The sequence below is a fragment of the Chitinophaga sp. SVR4-12A genome, from assembly GCF_056754765.1.
Genome location: NZ_JBPGWP010000002.1, coordinates 569555 through 586243 on the forward strand (window position 1 = coordinate 569555; position 16689 = coordinate 586243).

At 50.4% G+C, this 16689-nt stretch carries 15 protein-coding genes; 8 read left to right on the plus strand and 7 right to left on the minus strand.

Annotated elements, in window-relative coordinates; all coding sequences use genetic code 11:
* Together ACR9Y8_RS28675 and ACR9Y8_RS28680 are read left to right on the plus strand one after the other, a co-directional pair.
* Positions 1–1209: an efflux RND transporter periplasmic adaptor subunit gene (locus ACR9Y8_RS28675; RefSeq protein WP_481216737.1), complete on the plus strand. Its 1209-nt coding sequence runs from the start codon at positions 1–3 to the stop codon at positions 1207–1209.
* A gap of 40 nt (positions 1210–1249) precedes the next feature.
* A complete protein-coding gene (locus ACR9Y8_RS28680; RefSeq protein ID WP_481216738.1) occupies positions 1250–1795 on the plus strand; it encodes a DUF3347 domain-containing protein in 546 nt (181 codons plus the stop codon).
* A 26-nt stretch (positions 1796–1821) separates the two neighbouring features.
* Here ACR9Y8_RS28680 and ACR9Y8_RS28685 read toward each other — a convergent pair whose 3' ends face one another.
* Positions 1822–2931 (minus strand): mechanosensitive ion channel family protein, encoded by a 1110-nt coding sequence (locus ACR9Y8_RS28685; protein WP_481216739.1) that lies wholly within the window; start codon positions 2929–2931, stop codon positions 1822–1824.
* A gap of 84 nt (positions 2932–3015) precedes the next feature.
* On the opposite strand from ACR9Y8_RS28685, the gene ACR9Y8_RS28690 reads away from it, so the two are divergent.
* Both ACR9Y8_RS28690 and ACR9Y8_RS28695 read left to right on the plus strand, forming a co-directional pair.
* On the plus strand, positions 3016–4488 hold the full coding sequence (locus tag ACR9Y8_RS28690) for a baeRF7 domain-containing protein (RefSeq protein ID WP_481216740.1): 1473 nt from the start codon (positions 3016–3018) through the stop codon (positions 4486–4488).
* A 303-nt stretch (positions 4489–4791) separates the two neighbouring features.
* Positions 4792–6162, plus strand: coding sequence for a tryptophanase (locus ACR9Y8_RS28695; RefSeq protein ID WP_481216741.1), 1371 nt, complete (start codon positions 4792–4794; stop codon positions 6160–6162).
* Here the strand turns inward: ACR9Y8_RS28695 and ACR9Y8_RS28700 are convergent.
* The 4 genes from ACR9Y8_RS28700 to ACR9Y8_RS28715 all read right to left on the minus strand — a co-directional run bounded on the left by ACR9Y8_RS28700 (position 6137) and on the right by ACR9Y8_RS28715 (position 10077).
* Positions 6137–7165, minus strand: coding sequence for a glycosyltransferase family 9 protein (locus ACR9Y8_RS28700; RefSeq protein WP_481216742.1), 1029 nt, complete (start codon positions 7163–7165; stop codon positions 6137–6139). The genes ACR9Y8_RS28695 and ACR9Y8_RS28700 overlap by 26 nt on opposite strands.
* Positions 7165–8247, minus strand: a complete 1083-nt coding sequence (locus ACR9Y8_RS28705; protein ID WP_481216743.1) for a glycosyltransferase family 9 protein — start codon at positions 8245–8247, stop codon at positions 7165–7167. The genes ACR9Y8_RS28700 and ACR9Y8_RS28705 overlap by 1 nt, the downstream gene beginning before the upstream one ends.
* Before the next feature lie 85 nt (positions 8248–8332).
* A complete protein-coding gene (locus ACR9Y8_RS28710; protein WP_481216744.1) occupies positions 8333–9049 on the minus strand; it encodes an SDR family oxidoreductase in 717 nt (238 codons plus the stop codon).
* A 23-nt stretch (positions 9050–9072) separates the two neighbouring features.
* Positions 9073–10077: a glycosyltransferase family 4 protein gene (locus ACR9Y8_RS28715; protein ID WP_481216745.1), complete on the minus strand. Its 1005-nt coding sequence runs from the start codon at positions 10075–10077 to the stop codon at positions 9073–9075.
* Between the two features lie 493 nt (positions 10078–10570).
* On the opposite strand from ACR9Y8_RS28715, the gene ACR9Y8_RS28720 reads away from it, so the two are divergent.
* The 4 genes from ACR9Y8_RS28720 to ACR9Y8_RS28735 are packed head-to-tail and all read left to right on the plus strand — an operon-like array spanning position 10571 to position 15339.
* On the plus strand, positions 10571–11212 hold the full coding sequence (locus tag ACR9Y8_RS28720; RefSeq protein ID WP_481216746.1) for a TetR/AcrR family transcriptional regulator: 642 nt from the start codon (positions 10571–10573) through the stop codon (positions 11210–11212).
* Positions 11202–12545, plus strand: a complete 1344-nt coding sequence (locus tag ACR9Y8_RS28725) for a TolC family protein (RefSeq protein WP_481216747.1) — start codon at positions 11202–11204, stop codon at positions 12543–12545. Before ACR9Y8_RS28720 ends, ACR9Y8_RS28725 begins: the two co-directional genes overlap by 11 nt.
* Before the next feature lie 51 nt (positions 12546–12596).
* Entirely contained in the window at positions 12597–13739 is a 1143-nt protein-coding gene (locus tag ACR9Y8_RS28730; protein WP_481216748.1) for an HlyD family secretion protein, read from the plus strand.
* Between the two features lie 19 nt (positions 13740–13758).
* Positions 13759–15339, plus strand: coding sequence for a DHA2 family efflux MFS transporter permease subunit (locus ACR9Y8_RS28735; protein ID WP_481216749.1), 1581 nt, complete (start codon positions 13759–13761; stop codon positions 15337–15339).
* 86 nt (positions 15340–15425) lie between these two features.
* Here ACR9Y8_RS28735 and ACR9Y8_RS28740 read toward each other — a convergent pair whose 3' ends face one another.
* Together ACR9Y8_RS28740 and ACR9Y8_RS28745 are read right to left on the minus strand one after the other, a co-directional pair.
* A complete protein-coding gene (locus tag ACR9Y8_RS28740) occupies positions 15426–15827 on the minus strand; it encodes a DUF1634 domain-containing protein (RefSeq protein WP_481216750.1) in 402 nt (133 codons plus the stop codon).
* A 3-nt stretch (positions 15828–15830) separates the two neighbouring features.
* The gene (locus tag ACR9Y8_RS28745) at positions 15831–16667 is read right to left on the minus strand and encodes a sulfite exporter TauE/SafE family protein (RefSeq protein WP_481216751.1); all 837 of its coding nucleotides are present in this window, start codon (positions 16665–16667) and stop codon (positions 15831–15833) included.
* Between the last annotated feature and the right edge of the window lie 22 nt (positions 16668–16689).

Below are 16689 nucleotides of genomic sequence, written 5' to 3' on the forward strand. Positions count from 1 at the left end.
ATGGAAAGAAAACATTTTATCCGGAATATAGCGATGGCCTTACTGGCCCCGGCACTATTGCTCAGTGCATGCGATACGGGGAAGAAGACGGCACACAAAGGAGAACAGACCTATACCTGCCCAATGCACCCGCAGATCGTACAGCAAGGGCCGGGCGCCTGCCCCATATGCGGGATGGACCTGGTATCAGTGAGCGCCGCAGGCAAGCGTAATGAGCTGATGCTTGACCAGGATCAGATCGCATTGGCTAATATCAGCACCATTACCGCAGGCGCTGGCGACCTGGTTAGCTTCAAAAGATTAAACGGCAAGCTGGCGGTGAACCCGCAAGGCACCATATATATCAGCAGCCGCGTGCCGGGCCGTATAGAACAGCTGTATGTAAAGGAAACAGGTGTTCCCGTACACAAGGGACAGCCGCTGTATAAGATCTATTCCGAACAGCTGGCCAGCCTGCAGCAGGAATACCTGGTGGCGATCGCACAAAGCGCCGCTTTCCCGGATAACGCCCGCTTTCAGCAGATAGAAAGTGCCGCCCGACAGAAGCTGCAGCTGTATAACGTATCCGCACATACGCTGGACCAGATCAGGCAAACTAAAAAGGCAGATCCCTACATTACTTATACCGCTGCCGCCAATGGTGTGGTTGCTGCCGTGCAGGCAGGAGAGGGGCAGTACGTATCCGAAGGCAGCACAATCCTGCAATTGGAGAATTATGACCAGTTATGGGTAGAAGCTGATGTATACCCGGCCGAATTGAACCAGCTAAGCATCGGTAAAAAAGTAAAGGTGGCAGTGAACGGATGGGAAGATAAACCGGTAGACATGCAGGTAGATTTTATCACGCCCGCGCTGCAAGCCGGCACGCAGGTGGCCCAGCTAAGAGGCACCATTTCCAACAGCAAACAATTATGGCAGCCTGGTATGCAGGCTAATATTTACCTGCCCGCCGCAGAGCGTACCCATGTGATCACACTGCCTGCCGGCGCCGTGATCCGGGATGAAAAAGGCGCGCACGTATGGATCAGGAAGGGACGGGACCGCTTTGTGCCGCGTATGGTAAAGACCGGCTCCGAGAATGCAGACCAGGTAGAGATCAAAGAAGGCGTACAGGCAGGAGAGACGGTAGTGGTGAGCGGCGCTTATCTCTTATACAGTGAATTTGTGCTGAAGAAAGGCGTCAATCCCATGGCAGGACATACCCACTAATGTTTTTAAAACTATTCAATAAACTATCAAACTACCAATTATGTTGACACAAACAATGAAAGCCGGTATACCGGTACTGGCAATGATTCTGCTGGCTGCCTGCGGCGGCGGTAACAGCAATGCCGGAAAAGAAAGCGCTGCAGCGCATGAAGACCATGCTGCAACAACGCCTGCTGCACCCGTGAAGCTGAAAGATGAAAAAGTGAACGGTATCTACCAGCATTATGTACACCTTACTACAGCACTGATCAATGGCGATTCTACGGAAGCAAAGGTGGCTGGTGCTGCCATCGCAGAAAGCGCGAAGGATGTGGCTAATACTGACGCTATTGCAGATAATGCACAAAAAATAGCAGCGACGCCCGGCCTGGCAGCACAGCGCGAACTGTATGCCTTATTAAGCAATGATGTGATCACACTGGTAAAATCCAGCGGTTTAAGCAGCGGCGAACTGTATGTGGATTATTGTCCCATGGCCAATAACGACAAGGGCGCAAGCTGGTTATCCGCTGTAAAGGATATCAGGAACCCGTATTTCGGTGATGAAATGCCGAACTGCGGAGAAGTGCAGGAAACAATCAAATAGATCATTATAGCTGCTTCAACCGCGGATTACGAACGATGTCCCGCTGCGGCATGGTTCGTAATCCTTGTCAGATCTTCTGCATCCGTTCTTATTTTCGGCAGGCTTCCCGGGTAGTTTTGCTGTATGAAAGCGATCATCTTTTCTCTTAGTTCACAGCGCAGGTCAAATGCCCGGCCAGAACTGCTCGCACTGATCAGCAAGCGTACTTCCATGGTCCTTTCGTTGGCATTGGTCACATGCACCACTTTTACTCTTTTGTCCCACAGCGGGTGATTTTCCAGCAGCCTTTCAAATTCCTTTCTGATCTCATCTATCGGGCAGGAATAATCCACATAGAGGAATACGGTGCCCAATATGGCAGAGCCGGTACGGGTCCAGTTCTGGAACGGTTTCTCAATAAAATAGTTGATGGGCAGTATCAGCTTACGCTGGTCCCAGATGCCTACTACCACATAGGTAAGTGTTATTTCTTCCACTCTTCCCCATTCTCCTTCCACTACCAGTACATCATCAATGCGGATCGGCTGTGTAAATGCGATTTGCAGCCCCGCCAGGAAATTGCCCAGCGAGCGCTGCGCCGCAAAACCTATGATGATACCGCCAACGCCTACACCGGTCAGCAGACCGGTGCCGATCTTCCGCAGGCTGTCAAAGCTCAGCAATACCGCGCATGTTACCAGTATCACAATCAGGCTGATGGCTATTTTGCGGATGAATGACAGTTGTGTCCTGATCTTGCGTTCACGCAGGTTATCAGCCTTGCGCAGGTCATATGCATGTTCAATGTAATCTTCAAATACCTTCACGATGCCGATCAGTATATAACCGAATCCAATGATCAGCAACACTTCCACGATCGAGCTGATCACATGCTGCTGTTTCGGTCTCAGCTCCATCAGCGGTATCACCATGTTCAGCACCAGTATGGGCAAAAAATAATTTACAGGCCTGCCCATACGTTTTAGAATAGATCTGATGACAGAATAATCTTCCGGCGGCGCCTGCGGAGATTTGCGTAAGAACAGGGCCAGCAATCCTTTAATGATCAAGCCGGTGATCAGTGCGCAGGCCGCCAGTACCAGGTTTCCTATGAATGGCGGAAGATGACTGAGAAATTGTTGGAATTGTTCAAGCATAGAATAAATATACAAATGATCTGTCTTTTTTACTATGCCCGAATGGTACAGTGTTTGTGCCAACTTTAGTAAAATCATTGTACTATGGGAAAAGATAGGGAAGGAAAATTTCACCCGAAGAAAGGGAAACCTTCAGGCTCAGGCCGCGAAAGCAAACTTGGTTTGCGTGAAAGTATAGATCCGGAAGCGCTGAAAAGAGATGAGGAAATAACGGAGAAATACACCGCTGGCGAAGATGAGCTGGCCCCCAACGTGCATATGCGGCATGTTAACCGGAACACCGAAAAAGGAGAGGAAGAAGAACATCTTGCGAATGCATTAAGAGAGGAGCCTGACGTCATGGTGAGAAAACGCGCCGACACCCTGTATAAGCCTGCTGAATCACGGCAGGCCGAACCAATCAATGAACGTTTATCCAGGGATGATTTTATGGCATTATCCGCTCATCATGCAGACAATTGTGTAACGCTCTATATGCCTACGCATAAATATGGTGTAGAGGTAAATGAGCGCCAGGATGCTATCCTGTTCAAGCAGCTGTTACAACAGGCGCAGCAGCAGTTACAGCAGAAAGGCATCGCGCGGGATCAGCTGGAAGCCATATTACAAGCCGGTTTTGACCTGCAGCAGGATGATGCTTTCTGGCGCAGGCAGCAACAGGGCCTGGGTGTTTTCATTGCGCAGGACTATTTCAGGTATATACAGTTGCCATATAGTGTAGACCGGCAATGTTATACCAATCACTCATTCTATATTAGCCCCTTGCTGCCATTGCTGACTAACAGGGAACATTTTTATCTGCTTGTCATCAGTAAACGTAAGGCCACCTTGTATGAAGCAGACGCTTTTGGTATGCAGGAAGTGCCCGTTGAAGGCATGCCGCGCGGTATTGACGATGTGGTGCATTTTGAGGAAAAAGATGACCAGCAGCTGTTCCGCACCGGCAGTTCAGGTGCAGGACATGGCGCTAATTATCACGGCATCGGCTCCGGCAAGCCGGATGAAAAAGCGAATATCTCCATGTATATGGATGAAGTAGATGAAACTTTATGGAAAGAAGTGCTTTCCAACAAACATATCCCGCTGATGCTGGCCGCAGTGGAGTATATGATCCCCATTTTCAGGAAAAGAACACACTACAGGCACCTGGTGGATGATGTGCTGACCGGCAATTTTGAATACGAAAGCGTTAACTCGCTGTATGAGAAAGCCCGCGCGAAAATGAAGCCGTATTTTGAAGAGGAGCGCCGGCGGGCATTGGAACAGTATGGCAATAACAGCGGCAACGGGTTGACCTCCACTATGCCGGATGATATCATACCTGCCTGTTATTACTCGCGGGTGGATACGCTGTTCATCCGCAAAGATGCCCAGCTATGGGGTAATTTTAACGAACAGGATAATAAACTGGTGCTGCACTCGTCTGAACAGCCAGGCGATGAATGTATGGTAAACGCTGCGGCTGCAAAGGCAGTTGAAACCGGCGCGGCAGTATTCATGCTCGATAAAGATCAGATGCCTGCGGGGAGCCCGATGGCCGCCCGTATGCGTTACTGATGTTTGAGGTTTGAAGTTTGAGGTTTGACGTTCGTTGAAGATCAGATGTTTTTGGCCGGTAACCCGCCCTGAACCTGTAACATCTAACGAACCTCAAACCTCAAACTTCAAACCTCAAACTTTTTACTTACTTTTGTTTCGATGAACCTTTGGAAAAATATCATCAAAAGTCCTACCTGACCGTCTGGTCGCACACATGCCTGTTACAGGCAGCATTTCCTTATTGACAGTATAAATTTTTGAGAAAAGATGCTTCCCTTGGGCGAAGTGTCCAATGCTATATTCCCTAAACTGATACCTGCAATGAAAACGATCATAGAGCCGTTTAAAATAAAATCTGTAGAGCCTATTTACTTTACTACGCGTGAAGAGCGTGTGCGCATACTGGAAGCCGCACATTTTAATCCTTTTCTCATCCATGCCAGGGATGTGATCATTGACCTTTTAACAGACAGCGGTACCAGCGCCATGAGCAGCGAACAGTGGGCCGGGGTAATGCGGGGCGATGAAAGCTATGCGGGTAGTGAAAGCTTTTTCCGCTTTGAGAACAGTGTGCGGAATATCACCGGTATGCCCTTTATTATCCCCACACACCAGGGCCGGGCGGCAGAAAAGATCCTGTTCAGCATTACCGGCGGTAAGGGAAAATATTTTGTGAGCAATACCCTGTTTGACACTACCAGGGCCAATATCGAGTTTTCTGGTGCAGAAGGGGTAGACCTCTTATGCGATGAAGGCAAGCAGCCTTCACTGGTAGCGCCTTTTAAAGGAAATATCAACGTGCAGGCGCTGGAACAGTTCATCCGGGAAAAAGGCGCCGAAAATATTCCCATGGTGATCATTACCGTTACCAACAACTCCGGTGGCGGCCAGCCGGTAAGTATGGAAAATGTGCGCGCCGCCAGGCAGGTATGCGATCAATACGGAGTACGCTTATTCATCGACGCCTGCCGCTTTGCAGAGAACTGTTATTTCATTAAAAAAAGGGAGAAAGGTTATGAGGATAAAACCATCCTGGCCATTGCACAGGAACTGTTCTCCTATGCAGACGGCTGCACCATGAGCGCAAAGAAGGATGCCTTTGCCAACATCGGCGGCTTCCTGGCCCTCCGCGATGAGCAGCTGGCGATGGAATGCCGCAACCTGTTGATCATAACAGAAGGGTTCCCCACTTACGGCGGACTGGCCGGGCGCGACCTGGAAGCGATCGCTATCGGACTGGAAGAAGTGCTGCACGAAGATTATCTGCAATACCGTATCCGCAGCATTGAATATATAGGGGAAAAACTGGATGCGGCCGACGTGCCTTATATCAAGCCAACCGGCGGACATGCAGTTTACCTGGATGCAAAGGCCTTTCTGCCGCACATCCCGGTACATCAGTATCCCGGCCAGGCGTTGTGTGCGGCGCTTTATATTGAAGGCGGCGTGCGCGGCGTGGAAATAGGATCTGTGATGTTTGGCAAATATGCGGCAGACGGATCACTGGTGCCAGCCCAGATGGAGCTGGTGCGGCTGGCCATTCCCCGCAGGGTGTATACACAAAGCCATATTGATTACGTCGCAGAAGTGATCCTGGAAGTATTCAGGAACCGCGATAAGATCAAAGGATATAAGATCGCATATGAAACACCGCTGTTAAGGCATTTTACAGCCCGCTTTGAAGAGGTTTGAGATTATCGGCGTTTAATTTCATCTTGCTGTCCAATGCGTCCAGTACATATGCCAAATCGTTGGCCTGAGCAGCTGGTACTGCAGTATGCAGTTGATCATTGAGCGGCGCCCAGCGGCCCGGGTCTGAATAATTGGAGAAGATGATAACGCTGGGTACGGATAACGCGGCAGCGATATGTGATACGCCGGTATCATTGCTTAGCAGCAGCTGCGAACGATGAATGAGCGCCGCCATTTCGCCGATGGAGGTTTGTCCTGCATGTGCAACAAGATCAATAGCAGGGTATTGCATCTGTGCGGTAACTGCTTGTGTAAGCGCGCTTTCTTCTTCGGAACCGGTTACCAATATTGTATACCCCGCTGCGGCCAGTGCATCACCCATGGCGGCAAAGTTGGCTGCAGGCCAGCGTCGCCTGGGATCGCGCGCGCCCGGATGTATGCAGATATATTTGCCGGGCTCCAGTTGTAGAAGCTCCATGATCATCCCTGCCGCCGCATATTCTTCATGGCTGATGGGAAATTCCAATGCTGTGCCGTCGATGGTAATACCCAGCGCGTGTACTATTTTCAGCAGGCGCAATATTTCATGCTCACTTTCCGTCATCAGCGGAAACAGCTGTTCATCCGGTGCCCACACACCGGCAGCACGCAGCCCTGCCGTTATCCTGCCGTTCAGCAGGAAGCAGCAGTCATTGGTATGTGTGCCGCTGCCCTGCATTTGTATTACCAGATCAAATTGTTGTTGCTGTGCATCCAGCAGGAAGCGGGCAATGTTGGCCGGAATGGCTTCCTGCTCGGGCAGGCCCGGCCATCCCGGAAATGCAAGGAAGCCGCTGAAATAATGATTGAATCGTTGCACGAAATCTTCTTTTCCGGGCAGGCCAAGCAGCGTGATCTCCGCATGTGGGTATGCTTTTCTGATAGCGCGCACGGCAGGGATCATGCAGAGCATATCCCCCAGCTGCAGTGCGCGCAGTATAGCTATTTTGTTGATGTTCTCCATTATATCACCGCTTTAAGCTCCTGCATATTGCTGAGCAGTTCCTCTACTGATTGTATTACATCTTCTATGGTTACATCGGCTACAAAGGAGGCATTGTGCCTGCATTCACCCATGTCCGTTTTCATTTTTTTTGTTTCCAGTCCGCACAAAGGACATTTAGTGGTCCACGAGATCAGCGCGCGCGCCAGTGCGCTGGTCATAGGCATACCGGTGATCAGGTTGCCTACCCAGTAGATCCCCACGGCCGGAACGCGTAATGCATAAGCCAGGTGCAGGGGGCCTGAGTCGTTGGACACAACAATATCTGCCATGGATAGCAGCCCGGTCAGCCCGCAGATAGAAAGCTTTCCGCAAAGACTGTAAGCCCCGCTACGCTCTTGCATGTTCTGCAACAGCGCGTCTGCCAGGTAGCTTTCTTCCTTCAGCCCGTTGATATAGACAGTGTATCCTTCATTCACCAGGTGATCGGCCACTTTTGCAAAATTGATCGCTGGCCAGTGCCGTCGCGGGTCCGTCGCGCCGGGGTGTATCACTGCAATGCGCCCGGCATGCTGCTCCGGCAATGCTGCCCGTGCCTCCTGCAGATCCTTGTCTGTTACCGTAATGACAGGCGCCATATGCCGGGTAGTAGCGCCCAGGTAAGACACCAGTTCCAGGTAACGCAGGATCTCGCTGTAGTGAACGATATATGGAATATTGATGTCCAGCGGAGGCGCGTCCCGCGCCTGTAACCCTACATTCAGCCTGGCGCCCAGCTTTTGCAGGAAAGGATTGGAGAAACCACCACCGCCGTGCATCTGTATGGCGATATCAAACTGCTCCTGTTGCATCTGCTCAAAAAAAGTCTCCACCTGCGCGGGATCGGGCTCGTAGTGTTCCGCTTCGCCCACACCAGGGTAGGGGGGCACTACCACCACACGGTCTACAGGCCCTGGACGGTCTGTAAGAAAAGCCTGGTGCATTTTTTTGCCCAGGTATACAATCTCATCATCCGGGTAAGTTTCTTTCAGCGCTCTCAGGGCAGGCAATGCAAATATGAAATCCCCGAGGGCATTGGCCCGCAGTACAGCGATCTTTTTCATAAGCTATTAGCTTTTGGCAATTAGCGTTTAGCATGGACTTAATCGGTCAGCTAATAGCCAGGTGCTAATAGCCAACAGCTGTTTTTTATGGCCAGGAAGTTTCCTGTAATGGTATTACCATGATCTCCGGAACAGCGGTATCTGCCGGGCCTTCCAGGAGGAAGCGGATATTGCCTGCAACATTTTCAGGGTCCTGCAATTTCCCCTGGTCAATATCCGGGAAACGATCCAGCAGGAAAGGCGTTTTCATGCCCCCTGCAATTAATGCCGTTACCTTGATACCGTGCTGACGCGCTTCTGTAAACAGCGCCTGGGTAAAGCCGCGCAGTCCCCACTTGCTGGCATGATAGGCAGAAGCTTCGGGCCAGGCACGTAAGCAGGCAGTGGATACGATATTGATGATATGACCGCCTCCCTGTTTCGACATCAGTGGCAAAACGTACTTGCTGGTGATGAAAGGCCCGCGCAGGTTTACAGACATAACAACATCCCATTCCGATACGCTCATCTCGGTGATAGGTTTGGTAAAATCCACGCCGGCGTTATTGATCAGCACATCCAGGCGGCCGTACTTATCAATGATCTCATCAAGCGCTTCTTTTACACTGTCTTCCTTGCTTACATCCACGTGCAGCGGATAGGCTTCTCCGTTGTTCTCCTGGATATCTTCAGCCAGCTTTACGGCTTTGGCATCCTGTATGTCCCCGATGATCACAATGTGATCCTCTGCCAGTGTGTTGCAAATGGCTTTACCGAGACCCTGGCTGCCTCCGGTTACTAATACTACCTTTTTGTTCTGCATGGGTATTGTGTGGTTTAATGTTTTCAGATCTCATTCTCAATGCCGGAGGCCCGGTCGGTGATGTAGCTGAGCGGCTTTGCGCTCGATACGGCTGTCCGGAACAGTTCTTCCCATTCTTTGGTGAACCGTTGTATGTTAAAGCGCCTCTCCGCTATCTTCCTTCCTTCGGCGCCTACACGTGCGGCCAGTTCGGGTTTGCGCAGCAGCAGCTCCATCTTTTTGATCAGCGCTGCCGGGTCAGTATCCATAAACCCGGAATGCCCGTTGCAGATAATGGTGGCCAGTTCTGTGGTAGCCAGCGCCACCACGGGGATACCCATCATCATGGCCTCGCATACCGCCAGTCCGAGACTGGTATAGCGGATGGGGTTAAAGAAGAAACGGTACTGGCAGATAAATTCCGGTAGCTCTGTATGGGTAACTTCTCCCAGCCCGCCCAGTTCATCGGCGCCCATTCCTACCAGGTCAAGCGGTACTTGCCTGGAGGCTTCCCTGAACACATCCAGTCCCAGGCGCCTGCCTCTCTTAGCCAGGTTGTTCACCACTACGATCCCCCTTTCCAGCTGCCCGGTGTAATGAACATAATCTGGTATCATCACGCCGTGCTCGATCACTACAGCCGGACTCCGGTTGTTATCCCACATCAGCTTGTTGAAGGAGGTAACATGTACCAGGATGGTATCCGGGCTATCCACAATATGGCGCGTATCTGTTGGATGCTGCCTGGGCGGGTCATGCTCCAGGTAGATCTTCGGCAATTGCCGTTGCTCAGGTGTAAATATCTCGTATTGATCCGTTTGGTAATTGGCGGCACTCTGGAACAGGATGCAGTCAAAAGCCGTATGCGGTATATCTTTTACAGGTATTTCATGCACATGATTGCCAAAAGGGTAGGTGGTTCCCCGGCCGATGTAGCCTGCTGTACGGGCCTCATTAACAGGCAGGTAAATATCGTAATTGCCCTGCGATAAATAATACAGATAACTGCCGTGCACATGCCAGGTAAAGACCTTTAGTCTGGTTTCCATATATTATGAGTTTGGTGAACTGGAATTAATTTGCCTCAATTAACGAGCCATACGGTTACCATAGGAGAGGAGGCAATCGCGCAGTAGAATATTTTCCTCGCTTTATTGACCATCACCACGTTTCCTACTTACATAAGTATATCATCTTATTACATATTAATATAAATAATATTCAATTAAACATTTGTTTAAACTAAACAAACGTTTAATTTTGTGTTTCAAACGAACGTTTAATTAATTAGTTGTTAGTGCGTGGTTGGCATTTGAGTGTGTGAAACAGTGGGAAGTGGGACGGAAGTATTAAGAGAAAAAAGGAAACAGCAGTAAGATTGAAGACAGCAAAACGGGAACCGGCAGGATGATTGACAAACAGAAAGGTAATTAAGGTAGTCAGGCAGGAAAAAGGTAAAGAGTAACAGGATGGAAAAGGAAACAATTAGTAGTGAGATAAGAGACCGGGCGCTAACAACTAATTCTTTACAACTTACTAATCATGGAGGAAGCGACAATGGATTTTAATCAGAAACAATTACAGATCCTGGAAACAGCGGAAAGGTTGTTTGCAATGCATGGGTTTCACGGGGCTTCTGTAAGAGACATAGCGCAGGGTGCTGATGTGAACATCGCCATGATATCCTATTATTTCGGTTCAAAGGAACGCCTCATCGAGTCCATTTTTCTGAAGCGTATTATGGACGTAAAGTCAGGTCTCGATGAATTGTTAAAAAATAAAGATCTCGACCCACTGGAGAAAATGAACAGGTTGATAGACCTTTTTATTGCCAGAATTTCGGAACGGCCTTATTTCTGCAGGATGATGGTCCGGGCCCAGGCAACAGAGGAAGGGATTCCCACCGAACTGATCACGGATGTAAAGAAACAGATGTACGAAATGGTGAAGAAGCTGATCACAGATGGACAAAAGAAAGGCGTTTTTGTGACCGACCTGGACCCGCTGATGATGGTAAGCACCATTGTTGGTACCGCCAACCACGTGGTCCTGTCACAAAACTATCTCCGCAAGCTCTGGAACCTGGAAAGCATACCGGATGAAAAGTTCCGCACCCAGCTACAGGAGAGAGTAGGTAATCACTTAAAGAAAATGTTTAAAGTAGTTTTAACCAATGGACGTTAAAAGTATATACAGATCGTCATTCCTGGTGAGTCTCGGGCTCCTGCTCGCCTTTAGCTTGACCAGCCGGGCGCAGACCGGCGGAAAGCTTACCCTGAATGAGGCTATTGATCTTAGCTTAAAGAACAGCAAACAGCTGAAATTAAACCAGACAAAGATCATTTCTGCTACCAACGCAGTAAAGGACGCCAACGCAAAACAACTGCCGGAAGCCAGTGTATCCGGCTCCTACCTGCGGATCAACAAACCGAATGTGGACCTGAAGTCCGGCGACAGCAACGGTGGCAGCGGCGGCGGTTTTCAATTCGACGCCAACCAGGTGGCTTATGGTATGGCCACTGTATCCGTACCGCTTTTTTCCGGGTTTAAGATCCAGGCGGGGAAAGAATCCGCCCGCTACCTGGCAGTGGCTGCAAAACTGGATGCAGACCGTGATAGGGAAGAAGTGATCCAGAACACTGTAGCTGCCTACAGCAACCTGTACAAAGCAGCCGTAGCAGTGAACCTGGTAAGAGAGAACCTGAAACAGCAACAGCAGCGTACTACCGACTTTACCAATATGGAAAAGAACGGCCTGCTTGCCCGCAACGATTTATTGAAGGCCCAGCTGCAGCAGTCTAATATAGAAGTGGCTTTGACACAGGCAGAAAGTGACCTGAAAGTGGCCCGTATCAACATGAACATTATGCTCGGTATCCCGGAAGACAGCCAGTATGATGTAGATACCAGCTTCCTTACACAAGCGGCTCCTGATGGCAAGAGCGTAGCAGAATGGGAACAGACCGCGCTGCAACGACGTAAGGACGCCGCCTCCCTGCAGGCGCATGAGAAAGCGGCCCTCGCCGGTATCAAATCTGCTAAAGGAGACTATTATCCTTCCCTGGCGCTCACCGGTGGTTATGTAGCTGCGCACATCCCGAATTTCCTGACCGTTACCAACGCCGTGAATGTAGGCGTGGGATTGAAATATAACCTGTCTTCCCTGTGGAAAACAGGCTCTAAGGTAGACGATGCAAAGAACGAGCTGAACGCAGTAAAGATCAACGAAGAAATGCTCGCCGATAACATTCATGTGCAGGTGAACGAGGCCTACGAAAACTACGTGGTAAGCACCAAGAAGATAGAAATGTATCAAAAGGCAATAGAACAGGCAGACGAGAACTACCGCATTACCAAGAATAAACACGAGAACAGCCTGGCCACTACCACTGACCTGCTGGAAGCCGACGTAGCCCAGCTGCAGGCAAAGCTGAACTACACCAGCGCCAAAGCAGATGCCGTGGTTTCCTATAATAAACTACTGGAAACCGCAGGTGTGCTGAGTGACAATAAATAGTGATCATCATCAAAAAGTACTAAACCAACAAGTAATTCAATTAAGGTCTTTATGGAAACAGTTAATGAAGTAAGATCTGCCAGTCATAAAGCAGCCAACGCTGCACCGGGTGAGAATGGCGCTCCTAAGAAAAAGAACCTGCGTTTCATTATCATACTGGCCGTACTGGTAATAGCCGGTGGCACCTTCGGTATCACCAAATATGTACACGCCCTGCATCATGAGGAAACAGACAATGCCCAGGTAGAAGCTAACGTTAGCCCGGTAATACCCCGGGTAAGCGGTTATGTGAAGGAAGTAAAGGTAAAGGATAACCAGCTCGTGAAGAAAGGCGATACCCTGGTGGTGCTGGACGACCGCGACCTGCAGATAAAAGTACAACAGGCAGAAGCCGCCCTGGCTGCTGCACAGGCTAACGTAGGCGTAGCAGAAGCTAATACCACTGCTTCCCGCGCCAATATCGTTACCTCCCACGCAAATGTGGCAACGGTTGAAGCCCAGATAGAAGCTGCCAAGGTAAACCTCTGGCGCGCTTCCCAGGACTACGACAGGTATGCTAACCTGATCAAGGATCACTCTATTACCCAACAGCAATATGAGCAGGCCCTGGCTGCCAAACAAACAGCAGAACGCCAGCTGCAGGTATTGCAGGAGCAGAAAGCATATGCCGCTAAACAAACCTCTGTGGTAGCTTCCCAGAGTGATGCTACCGCCCGCCAGATCAGCGCTGCACAGGCAGTGATCAAAGAGCGCGAGGCCGATGTGGCAGATGCTAAGCTGAACCTTTCCTATGCAGTGATCACTGCCCCGGAAGATGGCAGGGTATCTAAAACATATGTACAACCCGGGCAATTCCTCCAGGCCGGACAATCTCTGTTCAGCATAGTGCTCGACAACAGCATATGGGTAGTGGCCAACTTCAAGGAAACACAGCTGGATAAAATGAAGGTTGGACAAAAAGTAGAGGTCCATGTAGACGCTTTCCCCGGGAAAGACCTGGATGCTCATGTGGCTTCCTTCTCTCCGGCTACCGGCGCGAGGTTTGCACTGCTGCCTCCTGATAACGCTTCCGGCAACTTCGTGAAAGTGGTACAGCGCTTACCCGTGAAAATAGAATTCGATCACCCGGAAGACCCGGTGGTAAAACAACTGCGTGCAGGCTTGAACGTGGTAGTAGATGTAAATCTTGACTAATAACAATATTGATCTGTTTATGACGCAACAGGCATCACTGGTGGAATACGGAGCCCGGAGGGTGATCATCACCATCACTGCTATCTTCTGCGCACTGCTCGAAATAGTAGATACCACGATCGTGAACGTGGCGCTGAATGATATGCGGGGTAACCTGGGCGCAACCATGAGTGAAGTAGGATGGGTAGTAACCGCTTACGCGATAGGTAACGTGATTATCATACCCATGACCAGCTGGCTGGCGCAACAATTTGGCCGCCGTAACTACTTCGCCGTATCCATCATCATATTCACCGTCTCCTCCTTCCTGTGCGGTAACGCCAGTGTGTTATGGGAGCTGGTACTATTCAGGTTTATACAAGGGGTTGGCGGGGGCGCCCTGCTGGTAACATCCCAGACCATTATAACCGAAAGCTACCCGGTAGAAAAGCGTGGTATGGCCCAGGCCATCTACGGCCTGGGTGTGATCATAGGCCCTACCTTAGGTCCACCGCTGGGCGGCTATATTGTAGATAACTTTTCCTGGCCATATATATTTTACATCAACATTCCCATAGGTGTCATTGCCACCCTGCTTACACTGCAGTTTGTGCGTAGTCCCAAATATGCAGAAAAGAAAGCGGCCAATGAGATAGACTGGTGGGGTATTATTTTCCTGGCCACAGCCGTAGGCTCATTGCAGTATGTGCTGGAACGCGGTCAGGAAGACGACTGGTTCAGTGATGCCACGATCGCAACTTTAGCGGTAGTGTCAGTGCTAGGCTTTTTCTTCTTTGTCTGGAGGGAGTTGGTGTACAAGAACCCAATCGTGGAACTGCGTGTACTGAAGAACGGAAACCTGCGGATCGGAACAATTTTGTCTTTTGTGATGGGATTTGGTTTATACGGCTCCACCTTCGTTATACCCTTGTACACACAGGGCATAATGGGGTGGACCGCCACGCAGTCTGGTTTGCTGATGCTGCCCGCCGCCTTGATGACGGCCTTCATGATGCCGTTCATCGGACAAATGCTCGGCAAGGGCGTTTCACAACCCTTGCTGATCTCTCTCGGGATGGTAGCCTTTTTCATCTACAGTTTCTGGGGATATAAGATCATCAGCCCGGACACCGGCAAGGACGCTTTCTTCTGGATGCTGATCGTACGTGGTATCGGACTGGCAATGCTCTTCATTCCCATCACTGCCCTCTCGCTCTCTTCCCTGAAAGGTGTGCAGATAGGACAGGGGGCCGCCTTCACCGGGATGGCCCGGCAATTGGGCGGTTCTTTCGGGATCGCGCTGATCACCACTTTCGTATCGCGCAGGAATCAGCTGCATCGTAACGACCTGGTGAGTGACCTGGACATCAATAATCCTGTCGTAGCCAGCAGGCTGCACGCAATGCAGGCCAATTTCATGGCAAAAGGAGCAGATGCAGCAACGGCGCTGAAAAGAGCGTACCAGTCGCTGGAATACTCCATCACAAAACAACAGACAGTACTGTCCTATATGGATGTGTTCCTGTACCTCGGCGTACTGTTCCTGATCTTTGTGCCACTGGTGCTCATGGTAAGAACGAAAAAACAAACAGGTAAATTAGATCCAAGTGCAATGCACTAAAAGATATTAAGGTATGTTACTAACAGTGTAACAGTTGTAGGTTTAGGTAAAAGCCGGAATAGTCTTGTTCCGGTTTTCCTTTTTTATCACCCACCCAGTCCGCCTAACATACTGAACACAATTACGCCCAGCACGATCAGGGTGATCCCTACATACAAATAATCCTTTTCCAGCAGGAAGGCCAGTACAGAAAAGAGAATACGTGCTATCGGCGTGGCGATCAGCATCACTACTCCCAGCTGGATCAGCTCTTTACCATGCCCCTCGCATACGCCCCGCACAATAGAAGGCAGGTTGTCCCAGCGGGCATTAGGCCCCGCAAAAGCCCGGTAAGCCGGCGCCTCATGCCCGTGCCGCACCAGGTAGATCATACCCCCCGCGATCACTATGATGCCTGAAAAGATAACGCCAAAACGCAGCAGGGTGCCCATCAGTATTTCCACGTCTTTATCTGCCCAATATTTCTTTGATAGCCAGTGTTTCATCATTTGTCAGAATTTCCCGGTAACGCCGTTATAGATCATTTGTAATGCCAGCAGCGTGATCACCACGCTGAAAATCACACGCAGCCATTTGGTATTGGCTTTGGCCAGTATCTTGGTGCCGCCCAGCGCGCCGGCCAGCACCCCCAGTACCACGGGCAGGCACAATCCCGGGTCTATGTAGCCTCTTTGCAGGTACACCACTGCGCTGGCGGCAGCAGTAACGCCTATCATGAAATTGCTGGTAGTAGTGGATACCTTGAAAGGAACCCGCATCATGTTATCCATGGCCAGCACTTTTAAAGCGCCTGAACCAATGCCCAGCAACCCGGATAGTACACCGGCCAGGGTCATCATCAGGTAACCACCGGGCACCCTGCGCACCTTATAGGCCACTACGCCCTGTGGGGTAGGATAGTCGCCGTTCAGCCGAAGGCGTTGTGCCAGCTCGCTTTTGTCTTCCGTTTCCAGGTGATTATGCCTGGGCCGGGCCGACAGCAGGGCAGAAACGATCAGCACAACCCCAAAGATGATGGCCACAATATGCGTTGGCATATATACCGCCAGCAATGCGCCGGCTACCGCCCCTGTAGTAGTGGCGATCTCCAGGAACATGCCCAGCCGGATATTGGTAATACCTTCCTTTACATAGGCGGAAGCAGAGCCGGAAGAAGTGGCAATAGCCGCGATCAGTGCAGTACCGATGGCATAGCGGATGTCTACATGAAAGACCAGCGTAAGAAGTGGAATGATCACTACGCCCCCTCCAAGTCCGGTGAGCGATCCCAGCAGCCCTGCCAGGAAAGCGCCGCCCAGGAGGATGAGCGTAAAAGTTAAAATGGTCATGGTTGGTGGCTCAATGGTTGGA

Excerpts from the sequence above, each read along its gene's own strand:
- ACR9Y8_RS28675 (WP_481216737.1), top strand. The coding sequence starts at position 1 with ATGGAAAGAAAACATTTTATCCGGAATATAGCGATGGCCTTACTGGCC.
- ACR9Y8_RS28680 (WP_481216738.1), top strand. The coding sequence starts at position 1,250 with ATGTTGACACAAACAATGAAAGCCGGTATACCGGTACTGGCAATGATT.
- ACR9Y8_RS28685 (WP_481216739.1), bottom strand. The coding sequence starts at position 2,931 with ATGCTTGAACAATTCCAACAATTTCTCAGTCATCTTCCGCCATTCATA.
- ACR9Y8_RS28690 (WP_481216740.1), top strand. The coding sequence starts at position 3,016 with ATGGGAAAAGATAGGGAAGGAAAATTTCACCCGAAGAAAGGGAAACCT.
- ACR9Y8_RS28695 (WP_481216741.1), top strand. The coding sequence starts at position 4,792 with ATGAAAACGATCATAGAGCCGTTTAAAATAAAATCTGTAGAGCCTATT.
- ACR9Y8_RS28700 (WP_481216742.1), bottom strand. The coding sequence starts at position 7,165 with ATGGAGAACATCAACAAAATAGCTATACTGCGCGCACTGCAGCTGGGG.
- ACR9Y8_RS28705 (WP_481216743.1), bottom strand. The coding sequence starts at position 8,247 with ATGAAAAAGATCGCTGTACTGCGGGCCAATGCCCTCGGGGATTTCATA.
- ACR9Y8_RS28710 (WP_481216744.1), bottom strand. The coding sequence starts at position 9,049 with ATGCAGAACAAAAAGGTAGTATTAGTAACCGGAGGCAGCCAGGGTCTC.
- ACR9Y8_RS28715 (WP_481216745.1), bottom strand. The coding sequence starts at position 10,077 with ATGGAAACCAGACTAAAGGTCTTTACCTGGCATGTGCACGGCAGTTAT.
- ACR9Y8_RS28720 (WP_481216746.1), top strand. The coding sequence starts at position 10,571 with ATGGAGGAAGCGACAATGGATTTTAATCAGAAACAATTACAGATCCTG.
- ACR9Y8_RS28725 (WP_481216747.1), top strand. The coding sequence starts at position 11,202 with ATGGACGTTAAAAGTATATACAGATCGTCATTCCTGGTGAGTCTCGGG.
- ACR9Y8_RS28730 (WP_481216748.1), top strand. The coding sequence starts at position 12,597 with ATGGAAACAGTTAATGAAGTAAGATCTGCCAGTCATAAAGCAGCCAAC.
- ACR9Y8_RS28735 (WP_481216749.1), top strand. The coding sequence starts at position 13,759 with ATGACGCAACAGGCATCACTGGTGGAATACGGAGCCCGGAGGGTGATC.
- ACR9Y8_RS28740 (WP_481216750.1), bottom strand. The coding sequence starts at position 15,827 with ATGATGAAACACTGGCTATCAAAGAAATATTGGGCAGATAAAGACGTG.
- ACR9Y8_RS28745 (WP_481216751.1), bottom strand. The coding sequence starts at position 16,667 with ATGACCATTTTAACTTTTACGCTCATCCTCCTGGGCGGCGCTTTCCTG.